The sequence below is a fragment of the Corallococcus sp. AB049A genome (genome assembly GCF_003668885.1).
Taxonomy (GTDB): Bacteria; Myxococcota; Myxococcia; order Myxococcales; family Myxococcaceae; genus Corallococcus; species Corallococcus interemptor.
Genome location: NZ_RAWL01000001.1, coordinates 12,981 through 25,483 on the forward strand (window position 1 = coordinate 12,981; position 12,503 = coordinate 25,483).

Consider the following 12,503-nt stretch of genomic DNA (forward strand, 5'->3'; position numbering starts at 1 on the left):
TTCACATGATTTCGGCTCAGATGGTGCGTCGCTGGACTGCCGCCAGCGCGGTGTCGCTGCTCGTCGTCGGTTGCGGTCCCCAGGCCACGGAAGAGAAGCAGGCCCAGCCGGAGACCCCGGCCCCCGCCGCCACCACCCAGGAGATCGTCGGTGGCAGCGCGACCACCATCGGCGCGAACCCCTGGCAGGTGTCGCTGCAGAGCAGCGGCGGCAGCCACTTCTGCGGCGGCTCCGTCATCAACGAGAACTGGATCCTCACCGCGCAGCACTGCGTGAACTCGGGCGGCTCCATCTCCAAGCCGGGCCGCATCGTCGCGGGCGTCACCAACCGCACCACCACCACCGGCGGGCAGGTCCGCACCGTGTCCCAGGTGGTCGTGTACCCGGGCTACGTGGACGCCAACTACGGCAAGGACGCGGCGCTCCTCAAGCTGTCCTCGCCGCTGGACCTGAGCGGCGCGAACGTGAAGGCCATCCCCATCGTCACTGCGGCGGATGAAGCGGCGGGCGTGGGCGGTGTCGGCGCCGTGGCGCGCGTCACGGGCTGGGGCACGCTGTCCAGCGGCTCGTCCTCGCTGCCCACCACGCTCCAGACGGTGGACGTGAACATCATCAGCAACGCGGCCGCGCAGGCGGACTACCAGGGCCAGGAGACCATCACCGCGGACCAGCTGGGCGCGAAGGCCTCGGGCAAGGACTCCTGCCAGGGTGACAGCGGCGGTCCCCTCACCGTCCTCAAGGGCAGCACCCGCGTGCTCGCGGGCATCGTGAGCTGGGGCTACGGCTGCGCGGATCCGGCGTACGCGGGCATGTACGGCCGCGTGTCGTCCTTCGCCAGCTGGATCGACAGCACCGTCAACGCCGTGCAGCAGCCGACGCAGACGCTGCTGAGCCAGACCAACCTCTCCGGCGCCTCCGGCACCTTCAAGCACTACGCCATCACCGTCCCCGCGGGCGCCACCACCCTGACGGTGGAGCAGTCCGGCGGCACGGGTGACGCGGACCTCTACGTGCGCCAGGGCTCGCAGCCCACGACGACGGCGTACAACTGCCGCCCGTACCTCAGCGGCAACGCGGAGACCTGCACCATCACCGCCCCCGCGGCCGGCACCTGGTACGTCTCCGTGCGCGGCTACTCCGCGTACTCGGGCGTCGCCGTGAAGGCCACGGTGCCGTAGTCGCCTCCTGATTCCGTCTTCAGCGCGCAGGGCCCTCTTCCTCCCTTCGCGGAGGGAGGGGGCCTTCGTGTTTCAGCCACCACGCGTGCGTGGGGTTCTACACCCGGTGTCATGGTCCGGCCCGTCCCCAGAGCTTCGCGCTGTCCCCACTGCAACGCGCCCTTCACGCCCCAGGTGGCGAAGACGCACTACGACTGCGGGTACTGCGGCCACGCCTTCGACCTGGACGGCCCGCCGCCGCTCCAGCCCGGGCCGCGCGCCCCGCGGCCGGGCCAGAAGAACCCGCAGGTCGTGATGAGGGTCGCGGGCATCGCGGTGATGGTCCTGATGGGCGTCATGGGCGCGGTGTTCAGCCGGGCCTCCGGAGGCCCGGACGTGCCGGGGCCCCGCCCCGTCTCGTCGCCGGTCGTCCCCGGAGCTCCGCCCGAGCCCCCCAGTCCCAAGCGCGGGCCCTTCCAGTGGGTGGAACAGGGCGCGCCCGTGTTCGCGGACGTCAACGGCGATGGGACGGAGGACCTCATCGGCCACGTGAGCCAGCACGAAGCAGGCACCGGCTTCCGGCAGGTCGTCGCCGCGTTCGACGGACGGACGTTCCAGACGCTCTGGGAGTCGGCGCCCGCGGAAGGGCCGGACACCTCGCGCTACGTGAAGGTCATCGCCCAGAACGGCCGGCTGGTGATGAGCGAGCAGCGAAAGCTGAACCTGCTGGAGCTGGCGACCGGCAAGCGGCTGGGGCACGCGCCCCTGACGGACTCACCGCGCCGGCTGTGCATCCCGCCCGGGGACACGACGTCCGTCTGGGTGGAGGTGAAGGACCACCAGCACCTGCTCTTCGACACGCGCACGGCCAGGGCGGAGCCCGCGCCCCAGGCGCCGAAGGGCTGCGCCACGCCGCCCGAGAGCATGAAGTCGTGCGACGTCAGCCGGCCGCTGGAGCACCCCACCACCTGCGAGCGCTCCAGCGACCCGCCCTCCGACATCCGCGGCCTCACCGTCCGGTACCTCCTGCGCTCGGGCGGCTACACGCTGGCGCTGGGCATGCGGTACCCGGGGACGTCGGTGCCCATGGTGGCGCTGTTCGAGCCGGGCAACCGCAAGCCGCTGTGGCACGACATCGTGTCGGAGAAGGATCCGCTCCTCCTGCGGGACCTCTCGCCGGAGGTGGGGGAGCTCACGAAGGACGCCGTGTACGTCATCTACGTGCTGGACCAGGGCGGCCGGCAGCTCATCCGGCGCGACCTGCGCACCGGCGCCGTCGTCTGGGACGTGGCCCTGCCCGAGGCCCAGACCAGCGCCGTCCAGCCCACCCTCTGGGCCCGGGACGGCCGGCTCTACGTGTCTGATTGGGGCAGCCTTCTCGCGCTGGACGCCGCCACGGGTGAACGCATCGGCGGCATTGGCCTGGGAGGGAAGTGAATCAGTAGATGGAGATGAGGTGGACCCGCACGCGGGGGTTGCCGAGGTATTCCTCCAGCCGCCAGCGGGTCCGCATCCCGTCCTCGCGGATGCCCACGCCGCCGCCGGTGGGGGCCTCCGCGCTGGCCAGCGCCTCGCGCAGCTGGGACACCGCCCAGCGGTCGAACTTCGGGTCCCCGGAGCCCTCCAGCACCTGCAGGTCGATGAGGCTGCCATCGCGCGCCTGCCGCACCTCCACGATGGCGACGAGCGCGAGCACGGGGGCCGTGACGTCCATCATGTAGACGTCCGCCGCGCGCCCGGCCTCCACCGCCGCGCGCAGCCGGTCGGACGTCTCACCGCGGACGTCGCGCGCCTGGGGCGCGAAGGGCGTGCCCGTCCGGCCGAACCGCTCGATGGCCTCCAGCTGTTCACGCTTCAGCCGGCCGAGGACCACGTCCTTGTTGGGAGGGGGCGGGTCCACCAGCCGCTCGGCGAAGCCCTGGCGCAGCTTCGCGAAGTAGGGAGGCGTGGCGCCCGAGGCCCGCGCGGACGCGGTCGCGTCCTTGGTCCAGCCATCCACCTTCTGCCGCGCCTCCTCCGCCTCGCGGGCCGCCAGGGCCTTGGGGTCCGGCTCCGAACCGGGGACGTTGCGAAGCGTCCGCCCCGTCGACGGAGGCTCCCCCGTCAGGGGCCCACCGCCCAGCAGCCCGGGAGGCTCCAGCTGGAGCGGGACGTCGCGGGCCGGAGGTGACTCGCTCTTCGTGGGTGCTTCCGCCAGGGGCTCCGGCGCCGGCTTCCCGGGGGCCTCGGCGCTGGCAGGCGCTTCGTCCCTCTTCGGCGCGTCCTTCCGCCGCGTGCTCGTGGAGGGCTTGCGCGGAGGGCGCGGCGCTTCTTCTGGCGCGGGGGGCGTGGGGCGTGCGTCCCGGGTGACGATCTCCAGCTCGACGGCCCGCGGCGCCGGAGGCGGCACGCGAGCGGACGGACTCCGCGACAGCGCCACCAGGAGCGCCACGTGCAGGAGCCCGGACACTCCGAGCAGGAGCCAGAGCTGTTTGCGGCGGGACACGAAGCTCAGCTTGCTCCCTCCCGCCGCGCGGGAGAAGTGGCGCGGAGCGCGGGTGTTGGCTCCTCACGCTCCCCTGCCCTCTTCGTTCCCGCTAGGGCGCCGCCGGTGTCTTGAACTCCGGAATGAGTTCGCCCGTGAGCCGGATGCTCTTGAGGACCTTGTCGTGCGCCAGCGCGCCCACCTGGTGGAACGACATGAGCGCGTCGATGCCCAGCGCCTGATAGCGCTTGAGCCCCGCGCGCACCTGGTCCTGGGTCCCGACGATGAGCGAGTCCTGCGCGCTCAGCACCTCCCAGACCTGCTCATCCGGCACGTTCTCACCGGCCATGATGCGGCCCAGCAGGCGCTGCGCCTGGGACTGCGGCGCGTTCGGGTCCTTCTTGCGCAGGTACTGGCCCGTCAGGCCTCCGCCCGCCGGGTCCTTCGCCAGCACCTCCAGCTCCGCGGCCGTCTTCACGAAGGCGTCCTTCGCCTCGAAGAAGGTGAACGACCCGCTGGTGTACCAGGCGGCGGCCTTCGCGGCGCCGTTCTCCATGGCCTCGCGCTCGCTGTCCGCGCAGTGCACGAAGGTGAAGAAGGCGACCTGGTCGTTGACGAACTCGCCCACCGGCTCGCAGCGCGTGCGCAGCGCTTCACGGTAGAGGTGGATCATCTCCGCCACCTCCTCCGGAGAGGCCCAGAGCGTCACGCCCAGCGCGCCCACGCCGTTGCGCCCCGCCTGTTCGAAGGACGCGGGGCTGGAGCACGCCTGCCACAGCGGCGGGTGCGGCTTGCGGTACGGCTTCGGGATGACGCTGACGTCCTTGAGCTTGAGGTCGGGCCCATCCCAGGACACCTTGTCCTGCGTCCACAGCTTGGGAATCAGCTCGAAGGCCTGCTGCATCTGCCCGCGCGTGGAGTCGGGCTCGATGTTGAAGGTGCGCCACTCCGGGAGGGTGCTGCGCGCCAGTCCCAGCTGGAAGCGGCCCCCGCTCAGGTGGTCGATGAAGGCCGCGCGCTCCGCCACCCGGATGGGATGGTTGAAGCGCGTGGGCGCCAGCACCGACGAGTGGCCCACGTGCAGGTTCTTCGTGCTCCGCGCGATGGCGGTGAGCATGATCTCCGGCGCGGAGCTGTAGCTGAACTCCACGGCGGTGTGATGCTCCACCTGCCACCAGACGCCGTAGCCCATCTCATCCGCCAGCCGCGCCTGCTCCAGCGTCTCCTGGATGATCTGATGCTCGTGGTCCGGACCGCTCCACCGCTCCTTCGGGTGCTGCATCTCCGAAAAAATATCGAGCCGCATGATGTCCCCCCTGAAATCAGCGAATGCTGACTTTACAGCAAAATGCGGTAACGGGCCGCCACGCCGTCCGGAGCGCGGTGCTCCGGACGGCATGCGTCACAGGCGGCTAGTTCGCCCAGTGGACCTTGCCCAGGCCGGCGGGGATGAGGTCGCAGACGTAGAAGATGTCGTCGTACGGGTAGTTGTCATACACGCCGCGCGCGGGGATGCAGCGGGCCTGGTTGGGATACGGCGCGTTGTAGTCCGCCGCGAGCTGCTGGCAGTAGGCGTGGTCGGTCGGGCCGCCGCACTCCTCGGTGCACTGGTCCGCGCGGATCCACTGCGGATTGTAGAGGGGGTACGAGTCCGCCTCCGTCCAACACAGGCCCGAGGAGCACTGGGTGTCCGCGAAACAGCCCTGGCCCACGGCGTTGAGCCCCTGCTCCTGCTGCGTGGGGGCGGGGGTCTGCTGCTCCGGGGCCGGGCTTGCGCCACAGGCGAGCATCGCGAACGAGAAGAAGGAAACGGCCACGGCGAAGGGCTTGCGCATCTTGGGGAACCTTTCCAAGAGAAGGGAGGAGTCCGGAGAAAACCACTTCAGCCCCATGGAGCCAAGTCACGTTCTCGCGGCAATGGAACAGCGCGCGGCGGGGGCGCGGTACGCTCGGGGTACTTCACGAAGAGGGACCCGCCCATGTGCCGGAGCATCAAGACGCTGTTCAACTTCGAGCCTCCCGCGTCGGACGCGGAGGTGCGGGCGGCGGCCCTGCAGTTCGTGCGGAAGCTGAGCGGCACCAGCGCGCCGTCGAAGGCGAACGAGGAGGCCTTCAACCGCGCCGTCGAGGACATCACCGAGGCCGCGCGCCGGCTGGTGGACTCGCTGGTGACCACGTCCCCGCCGCGCAACCGCGACATGGAGGCCATGAAGGCGAAGCTGCGCTCCGCGAAGCGCTTCGCCCCGCGCTGACGGCCGCCGCTACAAGCGGCCGAGTATCTCCGCCTTCTTCGCCTCGAACTCGTGTTCGGTGATGAGGCCGGCATCGGCCATGCGCTTCAGGTCCTCCATCGCCCGGACGGGGTCGGCCGGAGGCGCTGGCGGAGCGGTCATCGCGAAGCCGGTGATGACGACGCGCTGGGGCTGCATCGGGTCCACCATCACCTGGACCCGAAGCCCTGGCCCCCAGGTGGCCGTGCTCGAATGAGGCGGCAGCCGCTTGCTCACCCGCGCCTGATAGGGAGCACGGCCGGGGATGTGAACCTCCAGCAGCAGTTGGAGGATGGGACGCTTATCGATGCGGATCGCGGTGTCCCGCACCTCCAGCACTGTGGCCTCCCCGGCCCTTCCATTCTTCAACTCCGCGCGATCCAGCCCGGCGCCCAACAGCCCCCCTTCGGCCCAAACGCCCAGGCCAGTCCCCCCACCACGACAAGGAGGAGGACCAGGAGCGGAGGGTCGGAGGTGATGGCGTCGAACATGGGGTTCAGCCTACGGGATGTTGATGCGCGAGTGCATGGCCCGCCCGTCATACGCGGCGGCGCCGCAGCGGGCATGGGCCCAGTCGCCATTCACCGCGGAGCAGATGCGGAAGGCCTGGATGTTGGAGAGGGGCACGTTGATGCCCGGCGTGTCGCAGCGCCCCTGGTAGGTCCAGGCCAGGCTCTTGTTCACGGCGCCCACGCCAATGCACGGGCCAATCCACGCGCCCGTGTCCCGCCGCTGCACGTCGATGGAGTACTGTGCCGTCGTCTCCTCCTCGCTCCACTCCAGGTCCACGAAGGGCGTGACGCCGCCGGGCAGCTCCAGCGTCACGTCGTCGGAGATGCCGTCATAGGCCTTCTCCACGAACGGGCCCCAGACGTTGTTGTTGGAATAGAAGATGCGGAACGCGGCGATCTCCCCCTTCGTCACCACGCGGTCCCCCGCGCTGCGGCACACGCCGTCGAACACCGTCTTGTTGGCCTGCCCCAGCAGCGTCACGGACGTGCACGGCCCCACCACCGAGCCATTCTTCAACACGACGTCCAATGAGTAGCTGTACCCCGCCAGCCGGTTCCAGCGCACGCTCACCTGGTTGAGTGACGTCATCGCCCCGTCCGGCCTGAACGCCACGCGCTGCTTGTACGTGCTGCGCGACGTGAGGTTGCCCGCGCTGTCGAAGGCCCCCTGGTGGAAGACGTTGAAGTACTCCCCCCGCCGCTCGACGATGACGTTGTGGCCGTGGGACTGCACCAGCCGGCCCGCGGAGTTCTTCAACGGCAGGGACAGCCGCCGCACCGCCCGCGCCCGCGTGAGCTCCGGGACGGTGTCCGCCATCACGTAATACATGGCGTACTGGCTGTTGTACCAACCGCCGCTGAACACCATGTAGTAGCGGCCGTCGCGCTTGAAGAGCTCCGGCGCCTCGTTGATGCCCTCCTCGTAGGAAGGCGTCGCGAACACCGCCGGGCCCGCGTGGTTGTAGACGGTGCCGGGCGCGGCCAGCTTGAACGACGAGATGTTGTTGCCGTTCTGGAACCACACATAGAAGAGCCAGCGGTCCACGCCGTCGTTGAACGTCGCCGAGTCGATGCGGATGTTCCGGTTGCACCCCTGCGGCAGGCACGCCGTGCCAGTGGTGGTGCGAGGCCACGTCGTGTTCGCGTTGATGGGCTGGGGCGCGCCGAAGTTGAGGTTCAAATCCGGCGCCGTGGCCACGAACGTCGTCACCTCCTGGCCCGCCGGAGGACACGCCGCGCCGTTGGGCACGCGGTGGCCGGAGAAGTGGAGCTGGTAGACGCTGCCCACCTTGCTCAGGTCCGGCGCCCACAGGAAGCAGTAGTCGTAGGCCGGGTCCGCCGCGGACGGGTTGTAGTCACGCTTGAAGCGGAACGCCGTCAGGTCGTTGGACTCATACAGCGGCAGCACCACCCCGTTGCCCGTGCCGGTGAGGAAGAACAGGTCGTCGTGCTCCTTGTAGACGTCCGGATCCGCCAGCCACTGCATCAGCAGCGTGCGCGAGTTGTCCTGCGCGCGGGCGGTCCCCGACAGGGCCAGGGTAAGGAACGACAGCAGCAGCACGGCTCGGACGGGCTTCATGAGGCCTCTCCATGGAAGTCTTGAATTTCAAGCTTCCAAGGAAGGCCCGGACCACGCAAGGCCGATGGGTTTTGACGGCCCGGCGACCATCCGGTATATCGCCGACTTCGATAATGAAAATCAATTTCATTGCAATCCTCATCGGCGTCGCGGTCATCGCGCTCTTCGGCTGGCGGGCCTCGCGCGCCCCGGCCCCCGCGCCCGTCCCTGAAGCCAGCGCGGCGGCGGGCCGGAGCATCCCGCACGCGCAGGGCAGCACCGTGGTGGTGGAGCACCCGAAGCAGGTCGTGGTGTTCGACCTGGCGGCGCTGGACACGCTGGACGCGCTGGGCGTGGACGTGCAGGGCGTGGCGGGTGATTACTTCCCCGGCCAGCTGGCGAAGTACGCGGACGCGAAGAAGTACCCGCGCTTCGGGACGCTCTTCGAGCCCGACTACGAAGCCCTCCACGCCGCCCGGCCCGACCTGGTCATCACCGGCGGCCGCTCCAGCGCCCGGTACTCGAAGCTGTCCGCCATGGTGCCCACCATCGACCAGGTCACGGACGACGCGCACTTCCTGGACACCGTGGTGGCCAACACCTGGCGGCTGGCCACCGTCTTCGGCAAGGAGGAGCAGGCACGCGCCCAGGTGGAGGCGCTGCACCAGGGCATCGCGACGCTGAAGGGCACCACCGCCAGCCGGGGCAAGGGGCTCATCGTGCTGACGTCCGGCGGACGGATGAGCGCGTATGGCCCGGGCTCGCGCTTCGGCGTGCTGCACGACGCGTTCGGCATCCCTCCCGCGGCCCCGTCGCTCAAGGCGTCGCTGCACGGAGAGGCCGTGGGCTCGGAGTTCATCCTGGAGACCCACCCGGACTGGCTGTTCGTCATCGACCGGGACGCGGCCATTGGCGAGGGTGGCGGCGCGCAGCGGCTCCTGGACAACGAGCTGGTGCACCAGACGGCGGCCTGGAAGCAGGGGCAGGTCGTGTACCTGGAGCCCGCGAACACCTACCTCATCGGCGGCGGCATCCAGTCCCTGCGGCGCCTGATGGAGCAGCTCTCCGATGTCTACGCGAAGCCCCGACAGCCCCCCGCTCCCTGAGGCCGCCTTCGCGCGAAGCGAGTCCGTGGCCCGGCCCGCGAAGGGAGGCCCGCTGCCGCTGCTCGTGCTGGCCGGCCTCGCGGTGCTGGGGCTCGCGGGCACGAGCCTCCTGATTGGCGTGAGCCACGTGTCGTGGGACGCGCTGCTCGCGCCGTCGGAGCACCAGCGCGCCGTGCAGGTGCTGGTCATCAGCCGCGTGCCGCGCACGCTGGCCCTGGTGCTGGCGGGCATGTCCCTGTCCGTCGCGGGCCTCATCATGCAGATGCTCGCGCGCAACCGCTTCGTGGAGCCCTTCACCGCGGGCACGGCGGAGTCCGCGAGCCTGGGCCTGCTGGCCGTCACCCTCCTCGCTCCCGGCCTCCCCATCCTCGCCCGGACGGCGGTGGCGGCGGGCTTCGCCATGGCGGGCACCGCGCTGTTCCTGCTCATCCTCCGGCGCATCCCCCTGCGCTCGGCGCTCGTGGTGCCCGTGGTGGGGCTGGTGCTGGGGGCCATCTTCGACGCGGCGACGACGTTCTTCGCCTACCGCTTCTCCCTGCTGCAATCGCTGATGGCCTGGACCACGGGCGACTTCTCCAGCGTGCTGCGCGGCCGCTACGAACTGCTCTGGGGCGCGTTCGTGCTGACGGTCGTCGCCTACGTCGCCGCGGACCGCTTCACCGTCGCCGGAATGGGCGAGGCCTTCACCACCAACCTGGGCCTGAGCCACCCGCGCATCGTGGCGCTGGGGCTGGCCATCGTCGCCATGGTCACCGCGGTGGTGGTGGCCACCGTGGGGATGATTCCCTTCATCGGGCTGGTGGTGCCCAACGTCGTCAGCCTCATGGTGGGCGACAACGCGCGCCGCTCCATCCCGTGGGTGGCGGTGCTGGGCGCGGGCTTCGTGCTCCTGTGCGACATCGTCGGGCGGGTGGTGCGCCAGCCCTATGAGATTCCGGTGGGCACCGTGGCGGGCGTGGTGGGCAGCCTCGTCTTCCTGCACCTGCTCTTGCGGAGGAACGACCGTGTCGGCTAGCGCGCTGCGCCTGGAGGGCCACGAGCGGCGGCTGCTCCTGTTGGGAGGCCTGGCCGCGTTCTGCGTGGGGGTGTTCATGACCGTGGACGCGGGCGGCAGGTGGGACTTCGTGCTGCCCTTCCGCGCGCGCAAGGCCGCCACGGTGCTGCTGGTGGGCTACGCCATCGCCGTCTCCACGGTGCTGTTCCAGACCGTGGTGGAGAACCGCGTCCTGACGCCCGCCATCATGGGCTTCGACACGCTCTACCTGCTCCTGCAGTCCGGCCTGCTCTTCTTCCTGGGCTCGCGCACCATGGCCAGCCTGGACACCCGGCTGCTCTTCACGGTGGAGGTCGCCGTGATGGTGTGCTTCTCCGCCGTGCTGCACCGCTGGCTCTTCGAGGGCGGCCGGCGCAGCGTCCACCTGCTCCTGCTCACGGGCGTGGTGCTGGGCGTGCTGTTCCGCAGCCTGTCCAGCTTCCTCCAGCGCCTCATCGCGCCGGGCGAGTTCGACTTCCTGCAGGACCGCTTCTTCGCCAGCTTCAACAACCCCGACCCGGACCTGCTCCTCGTCTCCGCGGTGATGACCGCGGGCGCGTCCGTCCTGGGATTGCGCCTGCTTCACGCCTGCGACGTGCTGAACCTGGGCCGCGACGTGGCCATCAACCTGGGCGTGGACCACCGGCGCACGGTGTCGCGCCTGTTGGCGGTGGTGGCCGTGCTGGTGTCGGTGTCCACGGCGCTGGTGGGGCCGGTGACCTTCTTCGGGCTCCTGGTGGCGAACCTGGCGCATGGGCTGGTGCGCTCGCACCGGCACGTCCACGTGCTGCCCGCGGCGGTCTGCCTCGCGGTGATTGGCCTCCTGGGCGGTCAGCTGGTGCTGGAGCGCGTCTTCTCCTTCGGCGCCAACCTGCGCGTCATCATCGAGTTTTGGGGCGGCCTGATGTTCATCTCCCTGCTGATGCGAGGCGCGCTGCGATGATTGAAGCCCGGAACGTGTCCCGCCGCTACGGCGACACCCTGGTGGTGGACGACGTCACGCTGAAGCTGCCGGAGCGCGGCGTGACGTCCATCATCGGGCCCAACGGCGCCGGCAAGTCCACCCTGCTGTCCATGGTGAGCCGGCTGCTGCCCCTGTCCTCCGGCACGGTGCTGGTGGACGGCATGGACGTGGCCCGCACACCCGGCGACGCGCTGGCGCGCAGGCTGGCCATCCTGCGGCAGGACAACGCCGTCACGTCGCGGCTCACCGTGCGCGACCTGGTGACGTTCGGCCGCTACCCGCACTCGAAGGGCCGCCCCACGGTGGAGGACCGCGCCTTCGTGGAGGGCGCGCTCCACCACCTGGGCCTGGAGCCCATCGCCCACCGCTTCCTGGACGAGCTGTCCGGTGGCCAGCGCCAGCGCGCCTTCGTGGCCATGGTGCTGTGCCAGGACACGCACTACGTGCTCCTGGACGAACCCCTCAACAGCCTGGACATGAAGCACGCCGTGGCCATGATGAAGGAACTGCGGCGCGCGGCGGACACGCTGGGCAGGTGCGTGGTGCTGGTGCTGCACGACCTCAACTACGCCTCCTGCTACTCCGACCACGTCATCGCCATGCGCGGCGGGAGGGTCGCCTTCCAGGGGACGCCGGATGAGCTGATGCGCCCCGACGTGCTGCGCGACATCTATGGCATGGACATCGGCATCCACCTGGTTGAAGGCAAGCGCATCGCCGTCCACTACCGCTGAGCCCGGGATGTGACACACGTGTCATGACTGGCGTTGACCGCCGGTGCGTCCCGGGAATGTTTCCCTCTGTGAAGTCGTGGCATCCGGCTTGCTGAAGGCCCGGGCACCATGACCCACCACCCCGAATCCGCTCCGAACCTCCGCCTGCGTCACTGGGCCTCCCGGCTGGCCCTCCTGGTCGCGGGCGTCAGCGCCATCGCCACGTCGCAGGCCACGTCCGAGGACCTGACCTCCGAGCCCTACACGGGCCGGGCGGTCCAGCTCACCCCCGATGCGCCCAGGGCCAAGGTGCCGTTCGTGGTGGCGGCTACGGCCACGAAGTCGCCCGACAAGCTCGTCGAGGCGGAGGTGACGGTGCTGGTGTCGGCCACGTGGACGCCCACGAACCCCGAGCAGGCCGCCAGACCCTGGGTCCGCGCCACGCTGTCCGAGGGCGACTCGGAGTTCACCGGTCCGGAAGCGAGCGGCGTGCTGGTGGCGGGGCAGCCGGTGACATTCCAGGTCCACAACTACCTCGGCCGTGACTGCACGCTGGGAACGCGCTGCGAGTGGGCCCCGAAGCTGAACCTCGAGCTGCAGCCCGGCGCCGCGCCCGGCACGGTGGAGGTGGTGTGGACGGCGACGGCCTCCGCGCACGTGGTGGATACCTCCAGCACGCCCAAGGGCTTCGCCGTCATCGTCTCGGAGCCGTGAGCCGGGCAGCCC

13 protein-coding genes are annotated in these 12,503 nt (G+C 70.2%); 8 read left to right on the forward strand and 5 right to left on the reverse strand.

The genetic code is table 11. The annotated features are described in order from the left end of the window. The first annotated feature begins 20 nt into the window (after nt 1–20). Nucleotides 21–1,178, forward strand: coding sequence for a trypsin-like serine protease (locus D7X55_RS00050; RefSeq protein WP_233609407.1), 1,158 nt, complete (start codon nt 21–23; stop codon nt 1,176–1,178). Between the two features lie 111 nt (nt 1,179–1,289). Beyond that, entirely contained in the window at nt 1,290–2,594 is a 1,305-nt protein-coding gene (locus tag D7X55_RS00055) for a PQQ-binding-like beta-propeller repeat protein (protein WP_121721819.1), read from the forward strand. A gap of 1 nt (nt 2,595) precedes the next feature. On the opposite strand, the gene D7X55_RS00060 is transcribed toward D7X55_RS00055, so the two are convergent. From D7X55_RS00060 to D7X55_RS00070, 3 genes are all read right to left on the reverse strand, one after another. Continuing rightward, the gene (locus tag D7X55_RS00060) at nt 2,596–3,642 is read right to left on the reverse strand and encodes a ferrichrome ABC transporter substrate-binding protein (protein WP_167510790.1); all 1,047 of its coding nucleotides are present in this window, start codon (nt 3,640–3,642) and stop codon (nt 2,596–2,598) included. A 91-nt stretch (nt 3,643–3,733) separates the two neighbouring features. After that, on the reverse strand, nt 3,734–4,927 hold the full coding sequence (locus D7X55_RS00065) for an LLM class flavin-dependent oxidoreductase (protein WP_121721820.1): 1,194 nt from the start codon (nt 4,925–4,927) through the stop codon (nt 3,734–3,736). Nucleotides 4,928–5,033: 106 nt separating this feature from the next. Then, a complete protein-coding gene (locus tag D7X55_RS00070; protein WP_120546879.1) occupies nt 5,034–5,456 on the reverse strand; it encodes a hypothetical protein in 423 nt (140 codons plus the stop codon). 144 nt (nt 5,457–5,600) lie between these two features. Here D7X55_RS00070 and D7X55_RS00075 point away from each other — a divergent pair, with 144 nt between their 5' ends. After that, a complete protein-coding gene (locus tag D7X55_RS00075) occupies nt 5,601–5,873 on the forward strand; it encodes a DUF2277 domain-containing protein (protein ID WP_120546878.1) in 273 nt (90 codons plus the stop codon). Between the two features lie 9 nt (nt 5,874–5,882). Here D7X55_RS00075 and D7X55_RS44035 read toward each other — a convergent pair whose 3' ends face one another. Together D7X55_RS44035 and D7X55_RS00085 are read right to left on the reverse strand one after the other, a co-directional pair. Beyond that, complete coding sequence (locus D7X55_RS44035) at nt 5,883–6,260, reverse strand: SHOCT domain-containing protein (protein ID WP_199746816.1); 378 nt, start codon at nt 6,258–6,260, stop codon at nt 5,883–5,885. A 132-nt stretch (nt 6,261–6,392) separates the two neighbouring features. After that, entirely contained in the window at nt 6,393–7,982 is a 1,590-nt protein-coding gene (locus tag D7X55_RS00085) for a family 43 glycosylhydrolase (protein WP_121721821.1), read from the reverse strand. A gap of 113 nt (nt 7,983–8,095) precedes the next feature. Between D7X55_RS00085 and D7X55_RS00090 the strand changes: the two genes are divergently transcribed. From D7X55_RS00090 to D7X55_RS00110, 5 genes are all read left to right on the forward strand, one after another. Next, nucleotides 8,096–9,067, forward strand: coding sequence for a siderophore ABC transporter substrate-binding protein (locus D7X55_RS00090; protein ID WP_199746817.1), 972 nt, complete (start codon nt 8,096–8,098; stop codon nt 9,065–9,067). Further along, entirely contained in the window at nt 9,030–10,082 is a 1,053-nt protein-coding gene (locus D7X55_RS00095) for an ABC transporter permease (RefSeq protein WP_147469993.1), read from the forward strand. Before D7X55_RS00090 ends, D7X55_RS00095 begins: the two co-directional genes overlap by 38 nt. Beyond that, on the forward strand, nt 10,072–11,043 hold the full coding sequence (locus D7X55_RS00100; RefSeq protein WP_121721822.1) for an iron chelate uptake ABC transporter family permease subunit: 972 nt from the start codon (nt 10,072–10,074) through the stop codon (nt 11,041–11,043). The genes D7X55_RS00095 and D7X55_RS00100 overlap by 11 nt, the downstream gene beginning before the upstream one ends. Continuing rightward, a complete protein-coding gene (locus tag D7X55_RS00105; protein ID WP_120546873.1) occupies nt 11,040–11,798 on the forward strand; it encodes an ABC transporter ATP-binding protein in 759 nt (252 codons plus the stop codon). Before D7X55_RS00100 ends, D7X55_RS00105 begins: the two co-directional genes overlap by 4 nt. A gap of 108 nt (nt 11,799–11,906) precedes the next feature. Continuing rightward, nucleotides 11,907–12,491, forward strand: coding sequence for a hypothetical protein (locus tag D7X55_RS00110; RefSeq protein WP_120546872.1), 585 nt, complete (start codon nt 11,907–11,909; stop codon nt 12,489–12,491). Nucleotides 12,492–12,503: the final 12 nt, after the last annotated feature.

What these genes read in the sequence shown, in the direction of transcription:
- D7X55_RS00065 (WP_121721820.1), bottom strand. Translation starts at nt 4,927, where the DNA reads ATGCGGCTCGATATTTTTTCGGAGATGCAGCACCCGAAGGAGCGGTGG.
- D7X55_RS00090 (WP_199746817.1), top strand. Translation starts at nt 8,096, where the DNA reads ATGAAAATCAATTTCATTGCAATCCTCATCGGCGTCGCGGTCATCGCG.
- D7X55_RS00075 (WP_120546878.1), top strand. Translation starts at nt 5,601, where the DNA reads ATGTGCCGGAGCATCAAGACGCTGTTCAACTTCGAGCCTCCCGCGTCG.
- D7X55_RS00070 (WP_120546879.1), bottom strand. Translation starts at nt 5,456, where the DNA reads ATGCGCAAGCCCTTCGCCGTGGCCGTTTCCTTCTTCTCGTTCGCGATG.
- D7X55_RS00050 (WP_233609407.1), top strand. Translation starts at nt 21, where the DNA reads ATGGTGCGTCGCTGGACTGCCGCCAGCGCGGTGTCGCTGCTCGTCGTC.
- D7X55_RS00085 (WP_121721821.1), bottom strand. Translation starts at nt 7,982, where the DNA reads ATGAAGCCCGTCCGAGCCGTGCTGCTGCTGTCGTTCCTTACCCTGGCC.
- D7X55_RS00055 (WP_121721819.1), top strand. Translation starts at nt 1,290, where the DNA reads ATGGTCCGGCCCGTCCCCAGAGCTTCGCGCTGTCCCCACTGCAACGCG.
- D7X55_RS00095 (WP_147469993.1), top strand. Translation starts at nt 9,030, where the DNA reads ATGTCTACGCGAAGCCCCGACAGCCCCCCGCTCCCTGAGGCCGCCTTC.
- D7X55_RS00110 (WP_120546872.1), top strand. Translation starts at nt 11,907, where the DNA reads ATGACCCACCACCCCGAATCCGCTCCGAACCTCCGCCTGCGTCACTGG.
- D7X55_RS00105 (WP_120546873.1), top strand. Translation starts at nt 11,040, where the DNA reads ATGATTGAAGCCCGGAACGTGTCCCGCCGCTACGGCGACACCCTGGTG.